Origin of the sequence: Streptomyces sp. NPDC006487 (genome assembly GCF_042870555.1) — a bacterium.
GTDB lineage: Bacteria > Actinomycetota > Actinomycetes > Streptomycetales > Streptomycetaceae > Streptomyces.
This window is the reverse complement of sequence record NZ_JBIAHN010000016.1, coordinates 135,802-160,270: the sequence shown is the minus strand read 5'-3', so window position 1 is coordinate 160,270 and position 24,469 is coordinate 135,802. Positions and strand designations below refer to the sequence as shown.

General features: G+C 72.2%; 22 protein-coding genes. 17 read left to right on the top strand and 5 right to left on the bottom strand.

Translation table 11 applies throughout. The annotated features are described in order from the left end of the window. The first annotated feature begins 68 nt into the window (after positions 1-68). Positions 69-872 (top strand): aminoglycoside N(3)-acetyltransferase, encoded by an 804-nt coding sequence (locus ACFYM0_RS27780; RefSeq protein ID WP_388506078.1) that lies wholly within the window; start codon positions 69-71, stop codon positions 870-872. A 2-nt stretch (positions 873-874) separates the two neighbouring features. On the opposite strand, the gene ACFYM0_RS27775 is transcribed toward ACFYM0_RS27780, so the two are convergent. After that, positions 875-1,546, bottom strand: a complete 672-nt coding sequence (locus ACFYM0_RS27775) for a GNAT family N-acetyltransferase (protein WP_388506076.1) — start codon at positions 1,544-1,546, stop codon at positions 875-877. A gap of 99 nt (positions 1,547-1,645) precedes the next feature. Next, a complete protein-coding gene (locus ACFYM0_RS27770) occupies positions 1,646-3,571 on the bottom strand; it encodes an acyl-CoA dehydrogenase (RefSeq protein ID WP_388506074.1) in 1,926 nt (641 codons plus the stop codon). A 267-nt stretch (positions 3,572-3,838) separates the two neighbouring features. Between ACFYM0_RS27770 and ACFYM0_RS27765 the strand changes: the two genes are divergently transcribed. The 9 genes from ACFYM0_RS27765 to ACFYM0_RS27725 all read left to right on the top strand — a co-directional run bounded on the left by ACFYM0_RS27765 (position 3,839) and on the right by ACFYM0_RS27725 (position 13,720). Then, entirely contained in the window at positions 3,839-4,513 is a 675-nt protein-coding gene (locus ACFYM0_RS27765) for a ScbR family autoregulator-binding transcription factor (RefSeq protein ID WP_388506072.1), read from the top strand. A 728-nt stretch (positions 4,514-5,241) separates the two neighbouring features. Continuing rightward, positions 5,242-6,345: a bifunctional DNA primase/polymerase gene (locus ACFYM0_RS27760; RefSeq protein WP_388506070.1), complete on the top strand. Its 1,104-nt coding sequence runs from the start codon at positions 5,242-5,244 to the stop codon at positions 6,343-6,345. Next, positions 6,342-7,904 (top strand): phage/plasmid primase, P4 family, encoded by a 1,563-nt coding sequence (locus tag ACFYM0_RS27755; protein ID WP_388506068.1) that lies wholly within the window; start codon positions 6,342-6,344, stop codon positions 7,902-7,904. The genes ACFYM0_RS27760 and ACFYM0_RS27755 overlap by 4 nt, the downstream gene beginning before the upstream one ends. Beyond that, on the top strand, positions 7,901-8,293 hold the full coding sequence (locus ACFYM0_RS27750; protein WP_388506067.1) for a DUF6009 family protein: 393 nt from the start codon (positions 7,901-7,903) through the stop codon (positions 8,291-8,293). The genes ACFYM0_RS27755 and ACFYM0_RS27750 overlap by 4 nt, the downstream gene beginning before the upstream one ends. A gap of 207 nt (positions 8,294-8,500) precedes the next feature. After that, positions 8,501-9,289 (top strand): MBL fold metallo-hydrolase, encoded by a 789-nt coding sequence (locus ACFYM0_RS27745; RefSeq protein WP_388506066.1) that lies wholly within the window; start codon positions 8,501-8,503, stop codon positions 9,287-9,289. Positions 9,290-9,841: 552 nt separating this feature from the next. Further along, on the top strand, positions 9,842-10,045 hold the full coding sequence (locus tag ACFYM0_RS27740) for an acyl-CoA carboxylase subunit epsilon (protein WP_388506065.1): 204 nt from the start codon (positions 9,842-9,844) through the stop codon (positions 10,043-10,045). A gap of 125 nt (positions 10,046-10,170) precedes the next feature. After that, positions 10,171-11,763, top strand: coding sequence for an acyl-CoA carboxylase subunit beta (locus ACFYM0_RS27735; RefSeq protein WP_388506064.1), 1,593 nt, complete (start codon positions 10,171-10,173; stop codon positions 11,761-11,763). Positions 11,764-11,774: 11 nt separating this feature from the next. After that, the gene (locus ACFYM0_RS27730) at positions 11,775-12,395 is read left to right on the top strand and encodes a ScbR family autoregulator-binding transcription factor (protein ID WP_388506063.1); all 621 of its coding nucleotides are present in this window, start codon (positions 11,775-11,777) and stop codon (positions 12,393-12,395) included. 470 nt (positions 12,396-12,865) lie between these two features. After that, a complete protein-coding gene (locus ACFYM0_RS27725; RefSeq protein WP_388506062.1) occupies positions 12,866-13,720 on the top strand; it encodes a BTAD domain-containing putative transcriptional regulator in 855 nt (284 codons plus the stop codon). Between the two features lie 114 nt (positions 13,721-13,834). On the opposite strand, the gene ACFYM0_RS27720 is transcribed toward ACFYM0_RS27725, so the two are convergent. Both ACFYM0_RS27720 and ACFYM0_RS27715 read right to left on the bottom strand, forming a co-directional pair. Further along, on the bottom strand, positions 13,835-14,716 hold the full coding sequence (locus tag ACFYM0_RS27720; protein ID WP_388506060.1) for a BTAD domain-containing putative transcriptional regulator: 882 nt from the start codon (positions 14,714-14,716) through the stop codon (positions 13,835-13,837). 242 nt (positions 14,717-14,958) lie between these two features. Continuing rightward, positions 14,959-15,156: a hypothetical protein gene (locus ACFYM0_RS27715; RefSeq protein ID WP_388506059.1), complete on the bottom strand. Its 198-nt coding sequence runs from the start codon at positions 15,154-15,156 to the stop codon at positions 14,959-14,961. A gap of 320 nt (positions 15,157-15,476) precedes the next feature. On the opposite strand from ACFYM0_RS27715, the gene ACFYM0_RS27710 reads away from it, so the two are divergent. The 4 genes from ACFYM0_RS27710 (at position 15,477) to ACFYM0_RS27695 (ending at position 19,718) form a co-directional block, all read left to right on the top strand. Beyond that, a complete protein-coding gene (locus ACFYM0_RS27710; protein WP_327257925.1) occupies positions 15,477-16,298 on the top strand; it encodes an AfsR/SARP family transcriptional regulator in 822 nt (273 codons plus the stop codon). 95 nt (positions 16,299-16,393) lie between these two features. After that, complete coding sequence (locus tag ACFYM0_RS27705; protein ID WP_388506057.1) at positions 16,394-17,194, top strand: thioesterase II family protein; 801 nt, start codon at positions 16,394-16,396, stop codon at positions 17,192-17,194. After that, positions 17,191-18,465: a beta-ketoacyl-[acyl-carrier-protein] synthase family protein gene (locus ACFYM0_RS27700; protein WP_388506055.1), complete on the top strand. Its 1,275-nt coding sequence runs from the start codon at positions 17,191-17,193 to the stop codon at positions 18,463-18,465. Before ACFYM0_RS27705 ends, ACFYM0_RS27700 begins: the two co-directional genes overlap by 4 nt. Further along, positions 18,462-19,718, top strand: coding sequence for a ketosynthase chain-length factor (locus ACFYM0_RS27695; protein ID WP_388506053.1), 1,257 nt, complete (start codon positions 18,462-18,464; stop codon positions 19,716-19,718). The genes ACFYM0_RS27700 and ACFYM0_RS27695 overlap by 4 nt, the downstream gene beginning before the upstream one ends. A 122-nt stretch (positions 19,719-19,840) precedes the next feature. Here the strand turns inward: ACFYM0_RS27695 and ACFYM0_RS27690 are convergent, their stop codons facing one another. Next, positions 19,841-20,080, bottom strand: coding sequence for a DUF6059 family protein (locus ACFYM0_RS27690; protein WP_388506051.1), 240 nt, complete (start codon positions 20,078-20,080; stop codon positions 19,841-19,843). Positions 20,081-20,676: 596 nt separating this feature from the next. Between ACFYM0_RS27690 and ACFYM0_RS27685 the strand changes: the two genes are divergently transcribed. From ACFYM0_RS27685 to ACFYM0_RS27675, 3 genes are all read left to right on the top strand, one after another. Beyond that, positions 20,677-21,633, top strand: a complete 957-nt coding sequence (locus ACFYM0_RS27685; RefSeq protein ID WP_388506049.1) for an aromatase/cyclase — start codon at positions 20,677-20,679, stop codon at positions 21,631-21,633. Next, on the top strand, positions 21,630-23,417 hold the full coding sequence (locus ACFYM0_RS27680; RefSeq protein WP_388506047.1) for an acyl-CoA dehydrogenase: 1,788 nt from the start codon (positions 21,630-21,632) through the stop codon (positions 23,415-23,417). Before ACFYM0_RS27685 ends, ACFYM0_RS27680 begins: the two co-directional genes overlap by 4 nt. 207 nt (positions 23,418-23,624) lie before the next feature. Continuing rightward, on the top strand, positions 23,625-24,446 hold the full coding sequence (locus tag ACFYM0_RS27675) for a 4'-phosphopantetheinyl transferase family protein (protein WP_388506045.1): 822 nt from the start codon (positions 23,625-23,627) through the stop codon (positions 24,444-24,446). Positions 24,447-24,469: the final 23 nt, after the last annotated feature.

The window sequence follows — 24,469 nt, the reverse complement described above, 5'->3', positions numbered from 1 at the left end:
GCGGGCCCGGCGTCCGGGAATTCGGTGGTGCGGGGGAGCGGGGCCCCCGACACTGACCCCTTGTGTCCATGAACCTTCAGGCCGGGCCCCTCTGTACGCGCGGTTCGCTCGCCGCCGAGCTGCGCGGGATCGGTCTGCACCCCGGTGAAACCCTCCTCGTGCACTCCTCCCTCAGCTCGCTCGGCTGGGTCTGCGGCGGCGCCGCCACAGTGGTCACGGCCTTGCGCGATGCCCTCGGCGACGCGGGGACCCTGGTCGTGCCGACGCACTCCGGCGACAACTCCGATCCGGCGGAGTGGGGGAACCCGCCGGTGCCCGAGGCGTGGTGGGCGGAGATCCGTGCCTCGATGCCCCCCTTCGACGCACGCACCACGCCCACCCGCGGCGTCGGTGCGGTCCCCGAGGCCGTCCGCACCTGGCCGGGCGCCCTGCGCAGCGGCCATCCGCAGACCTCGTTCGCCGCGGTGGGCCCGCGCGCTGCCACGATCACGGACGGCCACGCGCCGGATTGCCGGCTCGGCGAGCGCAGCCCGCTCGCCCGGCTGGAGGAAGCCGGGGCGCGGGTCCTGCTGCTGGGCGCGGGCTTCGAGTCCTGCACGGCGTTCCACCTGGCCGAGTACCGGGTTCCCACGCCGCAGGTCGACAACTCCTTCGCGGTCACGACCCCGCAGGGCCGACGCTGGATCACGGTGCGCGACACCTCGGTCTCCTCGGACGACTTCGAGGAGCTGGGCGCGGCCTTCGAGGAGGAGCGCCCGGTGCTACGGGGGAAGGTGGGCGGCGCGGAGGTCCGGCTGTTCGCCCTGGCCGACGCCGTTGCCTACGCGGAGCACTGGCTGCCCCGCAACCGGCCGCAGGCGCCCGCGGCCTGACGTCAGGACGGGGGCCGCGCCGGGGCGGGCGGGCACGCCCCGGCCCGCCGGCGTCCGGCGATGCGAGCGATCCGCTCCTCGAGCAGCTTGCGGCAGTCGGGCCATTCCGCCGCGGTGACCGAATAGATCGCGGAGTCGCGGAGCAGGCCGTCTTCGCCCGGTGCCCACGACCGGGACCAGTTGCGGAGCACGCCCTCGAAGCGTGCGCCGGTCCCCTCGATCGCGGCGCGGGAACGGGCGTTGCGGGCGTCCGTCTTCAGGTCGAGCCGAGCCACGCCCCAGTTTTCGAACGCGTACCGGAACAGGAGGTACTTGGCCTCGGTGTTCAGCCCCGAGCCCTGGGCCGAAGCCGCGAGCCAGGTGAAACCGACCTCGATCGCATACAGTCCCTCCGCGGTCGGCCACGGCCGCGGGTCCCAGTAGGCGGTGACCCCGACCGCTCGCCCCGACGCCCGCTCCACCTGTGCGTACGGGGCCAGCTTCCCCGCGGTGCGACGGGCGAGCTGGGCATCGATGTACGCCCCGACCCGGTCCGCGGTGGGCACCCACGTGTGCCCGTAGGAGCCGCGGTCCTCTTCCGCGGCCACGGCCAGGTCTGCCGCGTGGCGTTGCTCCAGCGGCTCCAGCCGTACGAGCGTGCCGTCCAGGACCGGTGCGTCGAGTGCGAAGGTCATGGCCGCAGCGTTCCAGAGCCGTCCTGCCGTGTCGCGCGAATTCTGCGCTACCCGTGCACCGCGAGCAGCGAGTCGGCGGCGCGACTCGCGGTGGCCGGGTCAGGAGGTGGCGGTCCTGCGGTAGTGGTCGAGGTAGTCCGCGTTCGCGATGGGGACCTCGGCGAGGAACTCGTCCGGCAGGTCGAAGGCGTCCACGAGCGTCATCATGTGCGGGGCGAGCTCCGCGAGGACGGTGTCGATGGTCTGGTGCAGCCCGAGTACGTGCTGCACCGTCAGCCGCTGCTCGGCGAGCAGGTCGCCGGTGTGCTGGCGCAGCTGCTGGAGCAGGAACAGCCAGCACAGGTTCGTGAGCAGCTTGCGGGTCGCGGGATCGGTCGCCTGCTCGGCCGCGTCCAGGAAGGCGTCGGCAGCCATCCGGCCCGCATGGGCGGAGACCATCTCCAGCGCGGCGCCGGAGGACTCGTTCCAGCGGCCGATCGGGTCCCCGGAGGGTCCCTGGCGCAGCGCGGTGCGGGCGCGCGTCTGCCAGGTCCCCACGACGGAGGCGAGCAGGTCGCGCAGGAAGCGCAGGTCCGTGAGGTCGCGCTCCCCGGCCGGCAGGGTGTCCGAGGCGAGGGGGTCCGGCTGGTTCTCGAAGAGCATCTCGGCGGCGGCCTTCACCCAGATCACCAGGTTGTCGCCCTCCGCCGTGATCCCGCCCTCTATGTTCCCGGGCAGGTCCGAGATCCGGTTCACCGGGAACAGGCCCTGTGCGCCGCACCGTTCGCGGGACTCGGTGGTGATCTCCCGCGCCTGCCAGGTGATCCAGCCCTTGGCGATGGCGATCATGCGCTCCACCTCCTCGCGCTCCGATTCCTCGTGCGCGACGAAGCGGTCCATCACCGCCCGGTGCAGGAAGGTCATGGCGTAGGCGTTCGCGAGGGAGTGCAGCAGCCGGCCGTGGTGGCTGCGGTGGCTGACCACCGGGATGCGCTGTCCGGTCTTCGGGCCGCTGACGTGCCGGTGGTGCGCGTAGCGCACCGCGATGGCCAGGGCGGCCCGGGCCATGCCCAGGGTCCCGGCGCTCATACAGAGCTTGCCCATGGTGACGCGGTTGACGGAGCGCAGGAAGCGCTTGCGCCGGTTCCCCAGGGAACTGGTCAGCGTGCCGTCCTCGTCCAGCCGACCGTGGTCGGCCTCCAGCATGGCCTCGCGCGGCAGCCATACGTGGTCGAAGGAGGTGAGGCAGTGGTCGACCGGCGTTCCCGTGCGGGGCGGCAGCTGGCGGACGGTGACCCCCGGCAGGTGCCCGTCCTCGTTGCTCAGCGGGGTCAGGAACAGGAAGATGCCCTGGTCCTCGCCGTCGACCATGAGCCGCGCCGCCACCACCGCGGTCTTCGGGCCGCCGATGAGGCTGGTGTTGGGCATGAACTTGCACGCACCCGGATTGGGGGTGTTGAGGACGAAACCCCCGGTCGTCGGGTCTAAGACGGCCACGGTCTGCAGCGAGGCGACATCGTTGCCGTGTGCCATCTCGGTACAGAGGAAGGTCCCGATGCGCTGCATCGAGGTGAAGGCGGACAGGTCCCGTCCGTAGCGGTCGTGGTCGAGCAGGCTCCCTATGAAGAGGTTGTAGTGGATGCTCGCCAGGGTGCACAGGCCGCCGTCCACGAACCCGGCCCACTCGTGGAGCCCGGCCAGCAGACGGGCGTCGTGCGCCAGCGCCGTCGGGTCGCCGACCGTGCTGTTGACCAGGCGCAGACGGTCGTAGGAAACGGCCGTCCGCTCAGCCGGAGTGAGGTCCGGAAGGTACGGGAAGAGCGAGCCGGCGAGGAGTCTTCGCCAGCCCCCGTGGACCCGCTCACGGTCGTCGCGGTCGAAGAGCAGGTGGGTCAGTTCCCGAGTGGCAGACCTGGGGCCGGGCTTGGTCGAGCTCGGCTGAACAGGCTGAACAGGCAGAAGGCTGATCGGGGTGGTGGGGTGGTCACCCCCACCGCCCGTGCTGCTTCGAAAGGTTTCCGCGTACCCAAGCGTCAGTGCGGACATCGGAACATCCCCCATCAGGAACCGAAGTGCAGGTTGCGGCAGGGGCCAAAGATACGAACTAACCGGTTTTGTTTACAAGGGGGTTCGGGTAAAAACCGGTGACCTGGTTTTGTTCTTGCGAAATGTTGACGCTATAGTCAGGGGTACCTGGTCAGAATTAGACTGAACAGGGATGATCTCGGACGGTGACAAGCCGGTCACGTCATGTAAGCACGGGAGAGTGCGAACCTCGCGGTTTGTTCTGGCTCGGATGGCAGCGGAGGGTGTATGGCGCGGCAAGAGCGAGCCATTCGTACACGTCAGAAGATCCTGGTCGCAGCGGCACAGCTGTTCGACGAGGTCGGCTATGAGGCCGCGACGATCTCCGAGGTGCTCAACAGATCCGGGGTGACCAAGGGGGCGCTCTACTTCCACTTCACCGCGAAGGAAGAGCTCGCCCAGGCCGTGCTGGCCGGCCAGGTGGGAGCCCTGCCGCCGGTACCCGAAACGGAACTGTTCCTGCAGCGGAACCTGGACGAGGCGCTGGTCCTCGCCTACCTGCTGAGCAAGGGCGATCCGATGGTCCGGGGCAGCATCCGGCTGACGGTGGACCAGGGTTCCCCGATCGACGGCCTGGACCGCCGCATCCCCATGCAGGGGTGGATCGACCACACGGCGGAGTTGCTCACCCGCGCGAAGGAGTGCGGGGAACTCCTTCCGCACGTCGACATCGAGAGCACCGCCAAGATGTTCACCGGCAGCTTCACGGGCGTCCAGGTGCTCTCGAAGATCATGACAGGGCACGCGGACATGGTGGAGCGGGTGACCGACCTGATGCGGACGCTGATGACCGCGATCGCCATGCCCGGAGTGCTGGTGCGCCTCGACTTCGCCCCGGAACGCGCGGAGCGCGTGTGCGAGGCGGCCATCAGGTTGCGCGACGAGAACGCCGAGGCGGCCTGATCGTCGTCGGATGACCGGCGGTCCGGAGACGGGCCGCCGGCACGGGGGGCCTCCCCCGACCGCAAAAACGGCCTGCGTCCGCACCGTGCACAACTCCCTCACAGTGATGCCCCCTTCGCGCGCGGTCACCGTGGGGTAGAGAAAATAGACCGGCTACGCTGTTTTTTCCAGGGGTGAGGCGAAACGGATCCGGCCCGGGTGTGGGTGTCCCCGGAAGCGGAGTCGGAAGCGGAGCCGGAAGCGGAACCCCGTGAGGGGCGGTCCCGGGCGTTGAGTCGCTGCTCGTCACCCGCTCAAGACCGGGGGCAGGAGGGCTCGAGCGGGCGACGGCTGAAGCGCAGCGACTCAGCGACCGTTCAGTCGCTGCGCGCGGAAGGGGAAAACCCCAGGTCGGACCGGTTTCGTGAGCCGGACAGCGACTGAAGCGACTCACGGTCCGGGTATATGGAGACATTGGCGCGTGCGCCTGTGCGTGTGTGTGCGTCATATATGGGGACCTTGAGTCGCTTCGGTCGCTGTTTCGCTGTGCGCGGGTCTGTGACCTGGTGTTTTGTGAGCGACTCCAGCAGCGACTGAACGATCCTCGATCGCTGTGCGGTGGGTCGCTCGGTCGCTGGAGCGCCCCGTGAATGCGTACAACTGTTCAGGGTCATGGATCTCTCGTCCCACGAGAGTTTCGCTAGTGTGATTTTGGGCGTGAGTCGCTTCAGTCGCTGACGGGGGAAGTAATGGCAGCTGAGCTGCGGGTTTCGCGCAGCGACCCAGGGCAGTTCACGAGCGCCGCGGCGGTCGCCCGGTGGTGTGCGCGCAGGGGCTGGCCGGTTCATCCTCTGGCCCCGGGGCGCAAGACCCCCGTGGGCAACTGCACCGCGTGCCGTGCGCCCGGACACGACCGGGGAGCGTGCGACTGTCTGCGGGCGGGCCGTTGGTGCCATGGGTTCCACGCGGCCACGCTGGACCTGGACCTGATCGAGCAGTGGTGGGGCGCGCGCCCCGGCCACGGGGTCGGCGTGGCCTGCGGGCCCGCGGGCCTGGTCGTCATCGACATCGACGCGCACGAGCGGGAGCTGCCCGGCCGGGACCGTCTGCTGCCCGGCGTCGCCATCTCCGCCGGGATCGACCTGACCGGACTGGCCAACGGATTCCACACCCTGGGCGTACTGGCCGCCCTGCGCGGCGTCACGAGCCCGGCGGACGACTCCTCGACCCTGCGCGTGCGCACGCCGTCCGGGGGCCTGCACGTCTGGTACCGGAACGACGACGAGGGCCGCCGCTGGCAGTGCTCCGCCGGCTCGGGCGGGGCCCGTGCCCTCGCCTGGCAGGTCGATGTCCGCGCCTGCGGCGGGTACATCGTCGCTCCCGGGACCGTGACCCGCGCGGGCGTCTACCGGCCCGTGGGACCCGCCCGCGAACCCGCCCCCCTGCCGTCCTGGCTCGCCGGGGAGCTGGAGCGCACCGGGCACCTGCCCGCCGCTCCCGCTCGCGCCGCCGCGGGGCCCCGGCCCGTACCACCGCGCGCCCGGCAGGCGGTCATCGCGGCGGGCGGCGGCCGTGGTGTCTCGGAGCGGGTCCTGGCAGGCGTCCTGGCCGAGGTCGCCGCGTGCGCGGCGGTGCCCGAAGGAGCGGCCTTCTCCGAGAAGTTGAACCGGGCCGCGTACACCGCGGGCGGACTCGTCGCGGCGGGGCACGTGACCGAGGCCGCTGCCACGCGGGCCCTGCGGGAGGCGGCCGAGCACGCCCGTCCCGGGCAGGACGGCCGATGTCGCGCCATCATCCGTGGTGGTCTGCACGCGGGTCGGTCGCGCCCGCTGTCCCCCGGAGGCCGCGTATGAGAGTGGACGACGAGAGCACGGTGTCCGTCACGGCGTCCGCCTTCGACGTCCGGGCGGTCGCCGCGCAGATCCTCGCGCAGCCCGTCCCGGCCGCCCGGGAGTCCGGGGAGCAGGCGAAGACCGGGGAAGCGGAGGGTGCGAGCGCCGGCGGTGCCCCGCGCTCCGACGGCGAGGCCACGGCGCAAGGACTGCTGCCCGACACGCTCACCGACCGGGGCAACGCCAAACTTTTCGTCAAGCTCTACCGCAACGACTACCGGCACGTCCCCGGCATCGGCTGGTTCCGCTGGGACGGCACCCGCTGGCAGATCGACGAGGACGACACCGTCGTGTGGGCGGCGGGCGACCTGGCGGAAAGCATCGCCACCACCGACCCCCAGGGGGTCTACACCCCGCTCTCGCTCGCGCAGCACCGCCGCCGCGCGCTCAGCACCAGCGGGATGAACGCGATGCTCACGCAGGCGAAGTCCGCCCCGGGCATGGTGCTCAACGCGGCGCTGCTGGACGCCGATCCGTACGCGCTGTGCACGCCGGCCGGCGTCGTCGACCTGCGCACCGGTCACATCCGCCCCGCCGAGCCCGCGAAGGACTTCCACTCCCGCTCCACGTCGGCCGCGCCGCAGCCGATGCCCACGCCGCGCTGGAACCGCTTCCTGACCGACACCTTCGGCGAGGGGCCGGAGGGCGCGCAGATGATCGACTTCCTGCAGCTGCTGCTCGGCTACTCCGTCACCGGGGACGTCGGCGCTCAGGTGATGCCGTTCCTCTTCGGCTCCGGCAAGAACGGCAAGTCCGTCCTGCTGGACGTGCTGATGAAGCTGCTCGGCGACTACGCCGACGCGGCGCCCCCCGGGTTCCTGATGGCGCGGCCGTACGAGGGCCACCCGACCGACCTCGCCGAACTGCACGGGCGCCGGGTCATCGTGTGCAGCGAGGTCAAGCCGGGCGACCGTTTCGACGAGGCCCGCGTCAAGCTGCTGACGGGCGGCGACCGCATCAAGGCCCGCCGGATGCGTCAGGACTTCTTCAGCTTCGAGCCGACGCACAAGCTGTGGCTGCTGGGAAACCACCGGCCCGAAGTGGGCACCGGCGGCTTCGCGTTCTGGCGGCGCATGCGGCTGATCCCGTTCGAGCGGGTCGTCTCCGACGAGCGGAAGATCGACAATCTGGCGGACATCCTGGTGACCCACGAGGGCCCGGGAATCCTCAACTGGCTCATCGAGGGCGCCCGGCGCTACCTCGGGGGCGAGAAGGACCTCTCGGGCCCCGAGCGGGTCCGCATCGCGACCACGGCGTACGCCGAGACCGAGGACCACACCGGGCGCTTCATCGGCGAGACCTGCCGGTTCGAGCCGGACCTGCGGGCGGAGCAGGCGCTGCTCTACGCGGCCTACAGGGGCTGGTGCCAGCATGAGGGCGCCCCCGCGATCTCTTCCCGGGCCTTCGCGGCGCGCGTCCGTGAGGTGGTGGGGCTGGCGTCGCCCAAGGAAATGATCCTGTCGAACCAGCGCAAGTACTACCCGGGCATCGGCCTGCTCGCGGACGAGGAGACAGCATGAGCGCTCTCATCGCCGAGGACGAGATCGTCCACGAAGTGGACTTCGTCTGGCTCGAGGACATCAGCGGGCTCGACTACGTCCGGCAGAGCCTGGACCGGCTGCCGACCCGGCGCGGCAGGCCCGCGTACCACCGCGACGGCCGGATGGTCGGTTACGCGCTGCTGGGACCGGGGGCCAAACCGTCCCGCTCCTCGGGGACGTTTCGCCGGCGGGTGTTCTGGCTGCTGCCGCACGACCGCGACACCGCCCCGGACGGGCTGTACGCGACGGGGGCGCCGGCGGAGGCCGTGGACGCGCAGACGCTGGCGCCGGGCAGCAAGGGGCACAAGACCGAGCGGTCCGAGGGCGGGCCGATGTCGTCGTCCGCGGCGCGGGAGACGCTCCCGTAGGTCCCGGCCTGCGGCTCTGCCCGTCCTCCACGGGGAGAATCATCCGTTCGGCTGACTACCCGAAGTGTTTCAATGGCCCCCGTCAGGGGCGCAATTGGATCAGCAGGGAGCGGGCACGGGGATGCGGAAGTCGTACGTCGCGGCGCACGTCCACATGGTCGATCACCTGCCTCAGCGTTCGAGTCCCATCTTTCAAGGAGCAGTTCCATGACGGAGAACACCGCCGCGCAGCTCGCCGTCACCACGGTGGGCGGCCCCACCGTGGTCATCGACCTGGGCGGGCTGCGGTTCGTGACGGACCCGACCTTCGACACCGCCGGTTCCTCGTACGAGTTGGGCCCGGTCGCCCTGCACAAGGTCGCCGGTCCGGCGCTCACCACCGACCAGCTGGGCCCGGTGGCGGCCGTCCTGCTGTCGCACGACCAGCACCCCGACAACCTCGACGGGGCGGGGCGCGCCTTCCTCGGGGAGGTCGCGCTGGTCCTCACCACCGAGCAGTCCGCCGAGCGCGTCGGCGGTACGGGGCTGGCGCCCTGGGCCGAGCACGTACTGGAGCGCCCGGACGGGGGCCGGCTCGTGGTCACCGCGGTCCCGGCGCAGCACGGCCCGGCCGGGACCGAGCCGATGCTCGGCGCCGTCACCGGCTTCCTGCTCGGCGGTGACGGCCTGCCGACGGTGTACGTCAGCGGCGACAACGTCTCCCTGGAGCCGGTGCGGGCCCTCGCGGAGCGCCTCGGCGGGGCCGGCGTCGACCTGGCGGTCCTGCACGTGGGCGCGGCGCAGCTCGCCCCGTTCGGCCCGACGCTGCTCTCGCTGACCTCCGAGCAGGCGGTGGAGGTGGCCGAGCTGCTGGGCGCCCGCAAGGTGCTCGCGGTCCACCAGGACGGCTGGCAGCACTTCACGGAGGGTCAGGAGACCGTCAGCGCAGCCTTCGAGAAGGCGGGCACGGCCGAGCGCCTGGTGATTCCCGCGGCGGGCAGCAGCTTCGCGCTCTGACCCCCCGGCCCCGTACGCCGTGCCCGGCGGGCCCGCGCACCCGCATGGTCCCGGCGGCACCCCCATGGTCCGGGCGCCCGTGTCCTCCCGGGCGGCCCGGCCCTCCCGTAGGTGCGCCGGCTGCGCGGAACGGGACGGCCGCGCGCCCGAAGGCCGCCATGAGCGCGGCGTCCCACCCGTCCGCAGGCACCGACGACTCCGGCCGGTGCAGCCGGGCGTCCAGGGACACTCGGGGATCGGGCAGCAGGCGCGCGACGTGCCGCCGGCCCACCCCGGCCCGGGCCCGTCCCCCGTCCGGGCCCCGCGCTCCGTTTACGGCCGACCGCTCCCCTAAAACCAGCGAAGCGGTCTGTTATTGGCCTCATGGTCGCACGAGAACCTGGGGCGCGCACGGGCGAGGCACCTGCCGGGTCCGCGGTCAGGGCCTTTGCGGAGCGGGTCCTTCCCGGCTGCGCCGATCGCGCCGAACCCGATCCTGAGCCCGTCTCGAGCGAGGCGAGAGCGGTCCTTGAGCCGGGTGTCCGACGGTGGCCCGAGACCTGAGGAGGGGCAATGGTCGAGTCGGACACCGGGAAGCTCGCGCTGCGGATCGAGCGCGGGTCGGCCAGCGAGGAAGAGCTGGCCGCGCTCACCGTCGTGTTGTGCTCGGTACTGGCGCAGCGGGACGAGGTGGGTGACGAGGAGTTGCCCGACGCTCCCCTGTGGCGCCGCGAGCGCTCCGGCGCCGCCTATCGCTCTCCTTATCACTGGCGGTAGCGCCAGCGATAGGCATCTATCCATGGCTGATCTCGTGTGCCCGCCATACTCTCGTTACAGAAACCGCTGCGGCGGTTTGTTACGATGGGATCGTCGATCGGGCCGCACCCTGGGAGGGACGTGTCGTGACCGTTGTGAATGACATTCCTCGGGCCTCTGCGGAGACGGCGGACGCTTACGGGCGTGTGGCCGAACTGCATGCGGTCCGTGCGCAGGCGCTCGCCGGACCGAGCGAAAGGGCGACCGAGGCGCAGCACGCCAAGGGCAAGCTGACCGCTCGTGAGCGGATCGCGCTGCTGCTCGACGAGGGCTCGTTCAGCGAGGTCGAGCAGTTGCGCCGGCACCGGGCGACCGGTTTCGGCCTGGAGGACAAGCGCCCTTACACCGATGGTGTGATCACGGGGTGGGGCACGGTCGAGGGCCGTACGGTCTTCGTGTACGCGCACGATTTCCGGATCTTCGGCGGGGCGCTGGGCGAGGCCCACGCGACGAAGATCCACAAGATCATGGACATGGCCATCTCGGCCGGTGCCCCGCTGGTCTCCCTCAACGACGGTGCCGGTGCCCGTATCCAGGAGGGCGTCTCGGCGCTGGCCGGCTACGGCGGCATCTTCCAGCGCAACACCAGGGCCTCGGGTGTCATCCCGCAGATCTCGGTGATGCTGGGCCCGTGTGCGGGCGGCGCCGCCTACTCCCCGGCTCTGACGGACTTCGTGTTCATGGTCCGGGAGACCTCGCAGATGTTCATCACCGGCCCGGACGTGGTCCGCGCGGTGACGGGCGAGGAGATCACCCAGAACGGCCTCGGCGGCGCGGACGTGCACGCCGGCACCTCGGGCGTGGCGCACTTCGCGTACGACGACGAGGAGACCTGCATCGCCGAGGTCCGCTACCTGCTCTCCATGCTTCCGCAGAACAACCGCGAGTACCCGCCGTGCGTGCCGTGCACGGATCCCCAGACCCGGCGCACCGAGGTGCTGCTGGACCTGGTTCCGGCCGATGGCAACCGCCCGTACGACATGGCCAAGGTGATCGAGGAGCTCGTCGACGACGGCGATTACCTGGAGGTCCACGAGCGCTGGGCGCGCAACATCATCTGTGCCCTGGGGCGGCTGGGCGGCCAGGTGGTCGCCCTGGTGGCCAATCAGCCGCAGTCGCTGGCCGGCGTGCTCGACATCGAGGCCTCCGAGAAGGCGGCGCGGTTCGTCCAGATGTGCGACGCGTTCAACATTCCGATCATCACGCTGCTGGACGTGCCGGGCTTCCTGCCGGGTGTCGACCAGGAGCACGGCGGGATCATCCGCCACGGTGCCAAGTTGCTGTACGCGTACTGCAACGCCACCGTCCCGAGGATCTCGCTGATCCTGCGCAAGGCCTACGGCGGCGCGTACATCGTCATGGACTCCCAGTCCATCGGCGCCGACCTCACCTATGCCTGGCCCACCAACGAGATCGCGGTGATGGGCGCCGAGGGCGCGGCCAACGTCATCTTCCGCAGACAGATCGCCGAGGCCGAAGACCCCGAGGCCATGCGCGAGCGGATGGTCAAGGAGTACAAGTCCGAGCTCATGCACCCGTACTACGCGGCCGAGCGCGGCCTCGTCGACGACGTCATAGACCCGGCCCAGACCCGCGAGGTCCTCATCAACTCGCTGGCGATGCTCCGCAGCAAACACGCGGACCTGCCCTCCCGCAAACACGGAAATCCCCCGCAGTAACGGAGCGATCGATGGCCAAGCAGCAACGTGCGGTGCGTACGCGGGAGAGCCTGATCAGGTCCGCGGCCGAGATCTTCGACCGCGAGGGCTTCACGGTGGCGTCCCTCGCCATGATCAGCTCACAGGCCGGGGTGAGCAGCGGGGCACTGCACTTCCACTTCGCCAGCAAGGCCGCCCTGGCCGAGGCCGTGGAGAGCGCTGCGCTGGACCGGTTGCGGATCATCGCCGGGGTGGCGTCGCGGGAGGGGGCCGGCCGGCTCCAGTACCTGGTCGACGTGACCCACGGGCTCGCCCTGGGGCTGCGCGGGGACGTGGTGCTGCGGGCGGGGTTCGGGCTGTGCGGCGACGCGGCCCGCGTCGCACCGGACGGCCTGCGTGAGCACTGGCGGCGCTGGGTCGAGGAGGCCGTGGCAGAGGCCGAGAAGGCGGGGGAGCTGCGGCCGGGGGTGGCGCCGGAGGACGCCGTGATCGCGGTCGTGGCCGCGACCGCGGGCTTCGAGGTGCTCGGCTCCCGGGAGCAGGTCTGGCTCGCGCCGCACACGATCGCCCGGTTCTGGGAGCTGCTGCTGCCGGCACTGGCGGCGGGGGACCGCCTCGCGGCCTTGGAACCGGAAGGATCATTCGGCGACTAGGAGAGACCGGTTGGTCTGTTTTCATTCGCATAGTGAAATCTTGGACCCGGTTGCCCGTGCACTGCGTTTCTGCAGGTGAAAGCAGCTAGGGGCAGGTACGGAAGGCGGCCCCGGCCTCCTCGCGTCTTCGCGAGGAGGCCGGGGCCTTTTGTGTGCGCCGGCCGGGTGCGGTTTCGGTCATGTCGCGGCGGCCCCCGTTCCCCGGTGTTCGAGTGGATCGGTGCGCCGACTCGCTTTGGGCAGGGGGCGATTGGTGTCCGGACGGAGCGACTGGGGTGGTCGTGAAGCCAAAGAGTGGCTGAAAACAGACAGTCGGACCCTCGGTTTCGGTGTCTGGGATTGACAAACCGACTGCGCTGTTTTGTTATGAAGGGGTCCGGTTGTCTGTGCACCCGGACCCCGGCAGCGGGAAACGCGGAAAAAAAACGCGCAGGCCGCGAACCGGCCTCCAGGCTACATTTGGGGAGAACGTGGACATCGAAGTGCTTGGTGCGCTGTCCGTTCATGAGAACGGGGTGTCGATCACGCCGACGGCACCCAAGCCGCGACAGGTCCTGTCCCTGCTCGCGCTCCACGCCGATCAGGTGGTCTCCGTGGCCACCCTGATCGAGGAGTTGTGGGAGAAGAACCCGCCGCGCAGTGCGCGCACCACGTTGCAGACGTACGTCCTGCAACTGCGTGAGCTCATCAGCGTGGCACTGGCGTACGGCGAGAACGAACGCTGCACCCCGAAGGACATCCTGGCCACCCTCCCCGGCGGCTACCGCCTGGAGACCCGTGGCGGAAGCGTGGACTACCGGGAGTTCGAGCGCAGGGCCGGTGCCGGCTACCGGGCGATGGACGCCGACGACTACCAGGGTGCGGCACGCCGGCTGGCGGACGCGCTCTCGCTGTGGACCGGTCCCGCGCTCACCGACGTACAGGCCGGAAGCCGCATCGAGACGGAGGTCAGGCGTCTGGAGGAGCTGCGCCTGTGCGCGCTCGACCAGCGCATCGAGGCGGATCTGCGCCTGGGCCGCCACCGCGAGCTGCTGTCGGAGCTGACCGTCCTGGTCAAGCAGTACCGCCTGCACGAGAGCCTGCACGGTCAGTTCATGCTGGCGCTGCACCGCTCGGGCCGACGCGGCGAGGCGCTCAACGTCTACCAGCGGCTGCGCGCCACGCTCGTCTCCGAGCTGGGCCTCGAGCCCTCGGCCGCGTTGAGCAGGCTGCAGCGCTCCATCCTGGTGGCGCACCCCGAGAGCGCGGCTCCGCCCAAGGCGCCGCTCCCGGTGACTGCTCCGGCGGGTCCCGGCGGCGGGCGGCTCGTGGCGCGGACGACCTGACCGTCCGGGCCCCGCGCAAGACGGCGGCGCGACCACTGAAGCCCTTCTCCCGGGCCCTCGTCCGAGGGTCGGGGAGAAGGGCTTCAGTGGTGTGTACGGGCGCCGCAGGGGCCGTCAGCGGCTCGCCGCACGGTCCGTGGCCAGCCGCTCGAGGCGGTCGGTCAGTTCCCGCTGCTGCCGGGTCAGGACATCGACCTGGTGGCGCAGCCGGGCCACCTCGGCACGCAGCGGGTGCATGTCCGCCGCCTCGTGTGTCTCTCCGGTTTCCCGGGGCGCCGGGTCCTGCCGGTGGCGGATCGACTCCATGTGTCCGCGCAGCACCGGCCCCGGCTCCACTCCGAGATCGTGCACGAGCCGGCTTCGCGCCCGGTCGTAGACGCCCAGCGCCTCGGCCTGGCGCCCGCACTGGAACAGCGCGGTCATGAGCAGCTCGTAGAACCGCTCGCGCAGCGGGTGAGAGGCCGTCAGCTCCGCCAGCTCGCCGGCGACCTCCCCGGCCCCGCCGGCCCGCAGGCAGGCGTCGTACAGCGTCTCCAGGGTGATCAGCCGGCTCTCCTCCAGCAGCGAGGCCTCGGTCGAGCAGATGGTGCCGCGGCCCGCGCCCTCCAGGGCGGGGCCGCGCCACAGCGCCAGCGCCTCGCGCAGGACCTCGGCCGAACGGGCCGGGTCGGTGGCGGCCAGCGAACGGCCCTGGGCCGTGAGGCGGTGGAAGCGCTGGGCGTCGGTGCCGGCCCGGCCCAGGCACAGGACGTAGCCCAGCGGGCGGGTCACCAGCCACTCGTGGTGGCTCCCGCCGGAACCGGAACCGGGTGCGGGGACGGGCAGCAGCCGGCGCAGCCGGGCGATATGGGTCTGGAGGGCATTGGCGGCGTTGGCGGGCGGATGTTCGCCCCACAATTCGTCGACGAGCCGGTCCGCGGAAACGACCTGGCCGGCCTTCACGACGAGCGTCCCCAAAAGGGCGCGCTGCTTGGCACCGGCCGGTGTGATCAACATATCGGCGCGCTCGCCCAAGACCTGGACGGGGCCCAGGATCCGAAACTCCATCTCATCCTCGCACGGGGAGACCCGGCACGTACGCGGCCGCAGATCCGTACTCGGCATTCACTCGGAAATGGCCGCGGATCCTTCCTTCCTTATCAGATCCTAGGCGCTTCCCGGCACCGGTGGAGGATTTATCGGCCGTACACGGGGATTCGTGGAGTATTCCTTGAGGGAGATTCAGGCGCCTCGCCGGTTCACGGCTGGTCGCCGCTCAGGTCCGGAAAGCCAACCTGCACCCCGCGCCGGTGCCAGGCGCTCAACAGCCGCAGCATGACGGTCGGATCGGGCAGGCCCTGCAGTCCGGGCGGGCCCGCGGCCTGGTCCAGGGCGATTCGGTTCAGCAACCCGCGGGTGAGCGGGTCGGCGCTGCGCTCCGTCGAATCCGTTGCCATGGCCGGAAACCTAGCAGCGCCTCCTAGAGCGCCGAAAGAGAACTCGGTCGGGCGATATGGGCCTTTACGCGACGCGTCGTCGGTGGTGGCGAGGTGTTGTCGGCGCTATGCCGACCGTCTGTGCGCCGGGCCGGCGGCCGCTGTATTGGAAGAGCGCTCAAGATGCGCTCAATTCCTGCATAGGACACGGTCGGAGAAGGATATGGTGCCCCTCGTCCGCCGTCGACGGCAAAGACAAGAAGGGCCAGAAGGCGACAGTATCGAAAAACTCGAACACCGGCTTGTTGCCGACGTCGGCCGGCAAGGCGCGGAGGGGAATCATGAAGATCAAGGTCCTGGGTCCGTTGAATGTCGAAGTCAACGGTATATCGGTCGTCCCGACTGCGGGCAAGCCGCGCCAGATCCTGGCGCTGCTCGCGCTCTACCCCGGCAGGGTGGTGCCCGTGCCCACCCTGATGGAAGAGATCTGGGGCACCCACCTGCCGCAGAGCGCGCTGACCACGCTTCAGACCTACATCCTCCAGCTGCGTCGCAGACTGGGCACCGCCATGGGCCCGGACGCGCCCGGCTCGGCCAAGGACGTGCTCGCCACCCGGTACGGCGGCTACCTGCTCCAGGTGCCGCCCGAGGCGGTCGACGTGCGCACCTACGAGCGCCTGGTGGCGGAGGGGCAGCAGGCGTTCGAGGACGGCGAGGACGACCGGCTGGCCAAGTGCCTGCGCGCCGCACTGGACCTGTGGGAGGGGCCCGCGCTGGTGGACGTACGCGTCGGCCCGATCCTCGACATCGAGGTGATGCGGCTGGAGGAGAGCCGGCTGGTGGCCCGCGAGCGCCGCATCGACGCCGACCTGAGGCTGGGCCGGCACATCGAACTCATCGCCGAGCTCACCGACCTGATCGCCCGCCACCCCCAGCACGAGGGGCTGCACTCGCAGGCGATGGTCGCGCTCTACCGGTCGGGCCGGCAGGCCTCCGCGCTCGACGTCTACCGCCGGATGCGCCAGCGGCTGATCGACGAGCTCGGCGTGGAGCCCTCGCCGCAACTCCAGCGGCTGCACCAGGCGATGCTCGCCGTCGACCCGCGCCTGGACGTGGCCTGCGGGCCGCGGCGCAGCTCGACCTTCGATCTGTACGCAGCCTGAATCGAGTACCACTCAAGGCACACGGGTGACGCTCGGGCCGCGGCGGCGCCGAACGACGAACGTGCCCCGCACAGCTTCCCGGAGGAGGGCGACCGATGGCTTCGCTGACGGCGGTAGAGGGGGCGGTGGGGCGGCGGGTACGGCTCCACTGCCTTGCCCACGCGGGCGCGGGGGTGGCCAGCTACCGTCGCTGGCCCGTCGCGGCCGGACCGGGAGTGGACGTCGCGGCGCTGGTGCTGCCGGGCCGTGACGGCCGGCGGCGCGAGCCGCGCGTCACCGAGCGCGCAGATCTGCTGGCGGACCTGCTGCCCCCGCTGCTGGAGGCGGCCCGGTCCGGACCGTACGCGCTGTACGGCCACAGTCTGGGCGCCCTGGTGGCGTACACGCTCACCCGGGCGCTGGCGGACGCCGGGGTGCCGGCGCCGCTGTTCCTCGCGGTGGGCGCCTGCCTGCCGCCGCACGCCAGCGCCGCCCTGGTGGCCGCGGCGGAACACCCCGACGAACTGCTGCTGCCCCTCCTGGGTGACCTCGGCTCGCTGCCCAAGGGAGCCGCCGCCCACCCCGGCGGGCTGTGGCACCGCAGTGTGCTGCCCGTCCTGCGCGACGACCTGCGCCTGGCCCGAGCACTGCGCCAGGCGGCCCTGGACCCCGTCACCGGGGGATCCGTGGACCTGCCCCTGCTCGTCTTCGCGGGCAGTGACGATCCGCTCGCCGTGCCCGCCGCCCTCGAGGAGTGGCGGCAGTGGACCACCGGGCCGATCACCGTACGCACCGTCGGCGGCGACCACTTCTTCGCCGGCGGGGACGTACTGCCGGCCCTGGTCGGCGAGGCCTGCCGCGAGTACGAGGCGGCGGCGAACGCGAACGCGAGCGCGAGCGCGGGGGGTGTGCGGTGAAGCGCGTGGTCATCACCGGGGTCGGCGTGGTGGCCCCCGGAGCCGTGGGCACCGCCAACTTCTGGGCTCTGCTGACCTCGGGCCGCACCGCCACCCGGGGCGTCACCCTCTTCGACGCCGCCAGCTACCGCTCGCGGGTCGCCGCCGAGGTCGACTTCGACCCCGCCGCGCACGGCTTCACCCTCGCCGACACCGAACGCCTGGACCGGGCCGCCCAGTTCGCGCTGGTCAGTGCCCGGGAGGCGGTGGCCGACAGCGGCCTGCACGCCGTACTGGCCGCAGGGAACCGGCTGCGCACCGGGGTCAGCCTGGGCAACGCGGCAGGCTGCACCACCGGGCTCGCCACCCAGTACGCGCTGCTGAGCGACTTCGGAAACACCTGGAACGTCGACCACTCCCGGGCCGCCGAGTGCCTCTACGACTACTTCGTGCCCAGCTCGCTGGCGGCCGCCGTGGCCCGGGACAGCGGCGCGCAGGGCCCGGTCAGCCTGATCTCCAGCGGCTGCACCTCGGGCCTGGACGCGATCGGGCACGCCGCCGAGCTGATCCGCGAGGGCAGCGCCGACGTGATGATCGCGGGCGGGGCGGAGGCGCCGATCTCCCCCATCGCCATGGCCTGCTTCGACCGCATCCGCCTCACCAGCCCCCGCAACGAGGACCCCGCCACCGCCTCGCGCCCCTTCGACCGCACCCGCGACGGCTTCGTGCTCGGCGAGGGCGGGGCCGTGGTGATCCTGGAGGAGCTGGAGCACGCGCGCCGCCGGGGCGCCCACGCGTACGCGGAGCTGTCCGGCTTCGCCTCGTACAGCAGCGCGCACCACATGACGGGGCTGCGGCCGGGCGGCCAGGAAATGGCCGACGCCATCCGGGCGGCACTCGACGAGGCGCGGCTGAACCCGGTCGACGTGGACTACATCAACGCGCACGGGGCCGGCACCCTGCAGAACGACCGGCACGAGACGCACGCGTTCAAGCAGGGACTGGGCGACCACGCCCGGCGCGTCCCGGTCAGCTCCATCAAATCGATGATCGGACACGCGCTCGGCGCCGCCGGTGCCCTGGACGTGGCGGCCAGCGTGCTGGCCATCGAGCACAGTACGGTCCCGCCGACCGCCAACCTGCACGAGCCCGACCCGACCTGCGACCTGGACTACACACCGCTGTTCGCCCGCGAGCAGCGCACCAGTACGGTCCTCAGCGTCGCCAGCGGCTTCGGCGGCTTTCACGCCGCCACCGTGCTGACCCGGCCCCGGCTGCGGGAGACGGCATGAGCGGCGGCAACGGCGCGGGCCGGGGCGTGCGGAGCCTGCCCGCGCCCCGGGCGCTGGTCACCGGCATCGGCGTGGCCGCGCCCAACGGGCTGGGTACCGAGGCCTGGTGGAGCGCCGTGCTGGAGGGCCGCAGCGGCATCGGCCCGATCACCCGCTTCGACGCCTCCGGCTACCCCGTGCGGATCGCGGGCGAGATCCCCGGCTTCGTCGACGAGGATCACATCCCCAGCCGCCTGCTCCCCTCCACCGACCGGGTCACCCGCCTGAGCCTGGTCGCGGCCAAGGAGGCCCTGGAGGACTCGGGCGCCGACCCGGCCGCGCTGCCCGGCCACCGGGCGGGCGTGATGACGGCCAGCTCCGCGGGCGGCACCGAGTTCGGCCAGCGAGGGCTGGAGGCGCTGTGGGGCAAGGGCGCCCGGCACGTCAGCGCGTACCAGTCCTTCGCCTGGTTCCACGCGGCGGGAACCGCCGAGATCTCCATCCGGCACGTCCTGCGCGGCCCCGCCTCCACCGTGGTGACCGAGCAGGCGGGCGGGATCGACACGCTCGCCCGCGCCCGGCGCGAGATCCGCAAGGGCGTCGGCCTCATGGTGACGGGAGGCGTCGACTCGGTGCTGTGCCCCTGGGGCTGGGCCGCGCACCTGGCGGACGGCCGGCTGAGCACCGACCCCGATCCGGCGCGGGCCTACCGCCCCTTCGACGCGGAGGCCTGCGGCCACGTCGTGGGCGAGGGCGGCGCGCTGCTGGTGCTGGAGGACGCGGCGGCCGCCGCCGCGCGCGGCGTCACCGGGTACGCCGTGGTGGCCGGGTACGCGGCGACCTTCGACGGCGGGCCGGGGGAGGAGCGGCTCAAGGAAGCGGCCGAACTCGCGCTGGCCGACGCCCGGGTGAGCCCCGACCAGGTGGACGTGGTGTTCGCCGACGGGGCCGGGGAGCGGGCCGCCGACCGGGCCGAGGCCGAGGCGCTGGCCGTGCTGTTCGGGCCGTACGGGGTGCCGGTGACCGCGCCCAAGTCGATGACGGGCCGGCTGGGCGCCGGGGGCTCCTCGCTGGACCTGGCGGCGGCGGCGCTCGCGCTGCGCGACAAGGTGGCGCCCCCGACCACCGGGACGCGGCGGATCGCCGCGGACTGCCCGCTGGACCTGGTGACGGGCGCGGCGCGGGAGCTGCCCGGGCTGCGGACCGTACTGGTGCTGGCGCGCGGCAGGGGCGGATTCAACTCCGCCGCGGTGCTGCGGGCGGTCGATGCCTGAGCCGGCCGGCGGAAGCGTGGCTGTGGCCGTGGCCGGGACCCCGCGCCGGTGAGCCGCCGCCCTTCGGGCGGCGACGGCAGTGTGATGACGCCCGTGTGACGGCGCCCGTGTGACGGCGGGCCCTACGCCGGTCCGTCCGCACGGGCGGACCGGCTCAGCTCGCGCCGCAGCCGGCGCTCCAGCGGGGTCAGCGGCAGATCGGGCCGCATCCGGTCCGGATGTCCCGGCGGGGGCGCGTCCCACACCGGGCCGGGGACCGGGCAGCCGTCCCTGCCGCTCCGTCCCACGGTGCCCAGCAGCCCGAGGACGATCAGTCCGTCCCACACGGCGCGCACGAACGTGTAAGGGGGCAGGGCGCGCATATCGCCTCCAGGACGTTCGGCCATCGGCCACCGGCCGGTGGGTGCGGGGGGTGTGCGGTCACGATCCGCCCCCATGGTCGAGAAGCCGACGCGGACGGCCGGAGCACCGGTGGATCCCGGCTGCATGTCCCGGCGCGGTGCGGCGGAGGTCCACAGGATGCCCCTTGACGCCGGAGGCGTCGTCCGTGGGGGAGGCCCCCGCCCGGGCTTGCGCCCGGAGGGTCTCGGTGGCGGACTCGAGGGCGGCTCGAGCGGAGGGGGCCGGACCCCCGCGCGAAGCGGGCGCAGATCCAAAAGGGGAGGCCGGGCCTTCGGATCGAGGCGGACGCAGCGGGTGGCTGGAGCCGCGCTCCAGCCAAGCCCGTGCGGTCTGCGAGCGGTTCCGGACAGTGTCGTGGGCACGGCCGTCTGCCCAGGGCCGCACGACAACGTCTGTCGGCGGCGCCCAGCGGCAGGCGGACGGGCCGGTGCGAGGGTCACTGGCGCAGTGGTGGCACCGTGCCGGGCGGGGTCGAAGCCCCGCGGGTACGGCGGCGCCGCAGCCCGGACGCCGCCGGTCGGAGCCGGCCGGCGTACCAATGAGGAGGGTGTGGAAGATGTCGGATGCGCGTGTGCACCGCACGGTCCACGAAGTGATCGCGGCGGCCCCGGCCGGAGTGATGTACGGGCTGATCGCGGACGCCACCCGGTGGCCGTTATTCTTCCAGCCCTGTGTCCACGTCGAGCAGCTCGACTTCGACGGGACGCGGGAACGGCTGCAGATGTGGGTCACCGCGGGCGGGACCGTCAAGTCCTGGGTGACCAGCCGGCACCTGGACGTGGAGCGGCTGCGCGTGGAGTTCACCCACGACCTGCCCGCCGCGCCCACGCAGTCCATGAGCGGCGTGTGGACGGTGGTCCCGCTGGGTGAGCACGCCGCCAAGGTGACCCTGGAGCACTCCTTCACCGTCGCAGGCGACGTCCCGGCGGACGTGGCCTGGGTCGAGCGGGTCACCCTCGAGAACAGCCGCGCCCAGCTGGACCGGCTGGCCGAACTCGCCGAGCGCTGGACGCGCCTGGACGACCTGGTGTGGTCCTTCGAGGACACCGTACGGGTCAACGCCCCCAGCGAGCTGGTGTTCGACTTCCTGTACCGGGCGGGGGACTGGCCCGCCGAACTCCCGCACGTCAACCGGCTCCAGCTGGTCGAGAACGAGCCGGGCGTACAGGTGATGTCCATGGGCAGCCTGTCCCTCAACGGCAGCTCCCACAGCACCGAATCGGTCCGCATCTGTTTCCCGGGCGCCCAGCGCATCTGCTACAAGCAGACCCTGACCTCGCCCCTGCTGACCGCGCACACCGGCGAGTGGTCGGTCGAGCCCGACGAGTCCGGGGTGATCCTGACGGCCCGGCACAACGTGCTGCTGTGCGAGGAGAACATCGAGAGCGTGCTGGGCGAGGGCACCGACGCGGTGGCCGCCGGCCGGCACCTGCGCGAGGCGATGGGCCAGGCTGGCCTGTCCGTACTGCGCCACGCCGCGCAGTACGCCATCGACTCGGTTCGAGTCCTGTGACCGCGGTCCAGGACACCACGGCCCCCGTACGGGAAACCCACGCCCCCGTACGGGACAGAAGTGAGGCGGCGCCCGCCGCGCCCGAGCGCGCCGCCCGGCTGGAGGCGGCCCTCGGGGACCCCCTCGACCCGGACAACCCGCACGGATACCTGGCGCTGCTGCGCGCCGACGAGGCCCGCGAGCTGCCTGCGGCCACCGAGGCGCTCCTCGCCGAGGCGGGCCTGGGCGCCGAGTTCGTCCCGTACGACCTCGGCGGCCGGCTCACCGACCTGGAGGAACTCACGCGGGTACTGCGCCCGTTGTTCCGCCGCGACCTCGCGCTCGGCTACGGGTTCGGCATCACCTCGCTCTTCGCCGCCTGCGCGGTGTGGACGGCGGGGGACGAAGCGCAGCGCCGGGCGCTGGCCGCGCACCTCCTCGACGGCGGCCGGGTCACGATCGTGCACCGCGAGGTGGCGCACGCCAACGCGATCCTGCGCAACGAGGTCGCGGCGGAGCCCCGCCCGGACGGCGGCTGGGTGCTCAACGGGCACAAGGACGTGGTCATCAACGCCCACCGCGCCGAGGCCTTCGTCATGTACGCGCGCACCGCGCGCGAGGACGGACCGCGCAGCCACTCCGTGCTGCTGCTCGGCCCCGAGCCGCCCGCCTCCGGCGAGGTGCGCAGGCTGGGCCGGGTCGAGATGCCGGGCATGCGCGGCGCGCACTTCTCCGGACTCGAGTTCGCCGATGTGGCCGCGGAGCCCGAGGCACTGGTCGGCGAGGTCGGCGAAGGGGTGTCCCTGGCGCTGCGCAGCTTCCAGATCAGCCACTGCCTGATTCCGGGCGTGGTGCTGGCCGGCGTGGACAGCGTGCTGCGCCAGGCCGTGCGCGCGGCCGTGGAGAACCGGCCCGACGGACTGCCCGCCCGACGCTGGCAGAAGGTGCTCGCCGGGGTCTTCGCGGACCTGCTGGCCTGCGACAGCATGGCCGTCACCGGGCTGCGGGCGATGAGCCTGCTGCCGGAGGACGCGTACCTGCTGGCCGCCGCGGTCAAGTACACGATGCCCGACCTGCTGCGTGAGGACCTGGAGGAGCTGGCGACCGTGCTCGGCGCCCGCGGGTACGACCGCGGGCCGCTGTACGGCGGCTTCCAGAAGCTCGTACGGGACCTGCCGGTGGCCGGTCTCGGCCACGCGGGGACGGCCGTCTGCCAGGCGGTGCTCGTGCCGCAGCTGCCGGCGCTGGCGCGCACGGCGTGGTTCCAGACACCGGAGCCGCCGGCGGGACTGTTCCAACCGGGGGCTCCGTTGCCCCCGTTCGACCACCGGCGCCTCGCGCACTCCGGTACGGACGACCTGCTGACGGCGACCCTGGTCGGCGCGGCGAGCCGGCTGGCGAAGGGGCGCTCCGGGTACGCCGACGGGTCGCCGCACGCGGTGCTGGCGGGGCTCGCGCAGACGTTCGTGGCGGAGCTGCGGGTGCTCAGGGCACGGTGCGCCGCGTTGAGCGCGCCGGTCGGCGGCACCGGATTCGACGCGCAGGCCTGCGCGCTGGCCGACCGCTACGCACTGGTGCTCGCGGCGGCGGCCGTGCTCGGCATGTGGGAGGGGCAGGCCGGGACCGGATCGTTCCTGGAGGAGCCCGCCTGGGCCGTGCTCGCGCTGAGCCGGATCGCACGGAGGCTGGGCGCGGTGGTGCCGGACCTCCCCGACGGCGTGGTGGGCTCGGTGCTCGGTGAGGTGCTGGGGCGGTGCCGGGAGGGGCGGAGCCTCGACCTGTACGGGACAGAGCTGGCGGGCTGAGGCGTGCGGTGACCCAGGGCCCCTCGTCACGTTCCCGCCTGCCCCGCGGACCGTCGGGCGACGGCGGGAACGGGACGACGGGCCGCGGCCCGCCCGCCTTCCGGTCACGGCACCGCAGAGGTGTCGGGGCGGTGGACGAACGCCCCGGCCAGATCGCCGTCCGCCCCGCGGGACCGGGACGGACGGCACTACACGCAGGAGACGACGATGGACCAGGTGAGATGCGCCGCCCCCCTTCGTGTGCCGCGGCCGCACGGTCCGTGGCACGGGGTGAAGGAGAACCTGACCGGGCTCGGCAACGCGGTGGTCCACACGACCTGGAGCGAATGGCTGCCCAGCGTGCTGACCACACCCCGGCTGCGCGAACTGCTCGGGCCGGACTGGGACCGCTACCGGCGTACCACCGACGCCACCGTGCGCTACCGCTTCGCGGCCGCCCGGCTGCTCATCAAGTACACGGCGGCGGCGGCGCTCGGCATCCCGCCGGAGTACCTCGACCTCGCCTACCGGCTGGGCGGGCGCCCCTATCTGCGCGGCTTCGACCAGATCGAGCTGAGCCTGTCCCACACCGGCGACCTGATGGCCGTCGGGCTCAGCCGCACGGGCCGGATCGGCGTGGACGTCGAGCCGGCCAACCGCAACGTACGGCTGGAACTGCTGGAGGCGCAGATCCTGACCCCGGCCGAGATGACGGAGATCGCCGGACTGCCGGAGGCGGAGCGGGTCCCGTACGCGCTGAAGCTGTGGACCCTCAAGGAGGCGTACAGCAAGGCGCTCGGGCAGGGACTGCGGCTGGGCTTCAAGGAGTTCGGCTTCCAGGAGTCCGGCGCGAGCGGCGCACGGCTGCACGCCCCGGACGGCAGCGCGGCGACCCGCGGGGAGTGGGGCTTCGCCACGCACCCGGTGATGGGCCGCTACCTGCTGAGCACGGCCTGCCACGACGCGGGGCTGTCCACCGCGAACGACACCTCGGTGGGGACGATGCTCGACCAGGGGTTCCTGTCGGCCATGAACCAGAGCGCGAGCTGACCCGGGGCCCGGGTCCGGGTCTT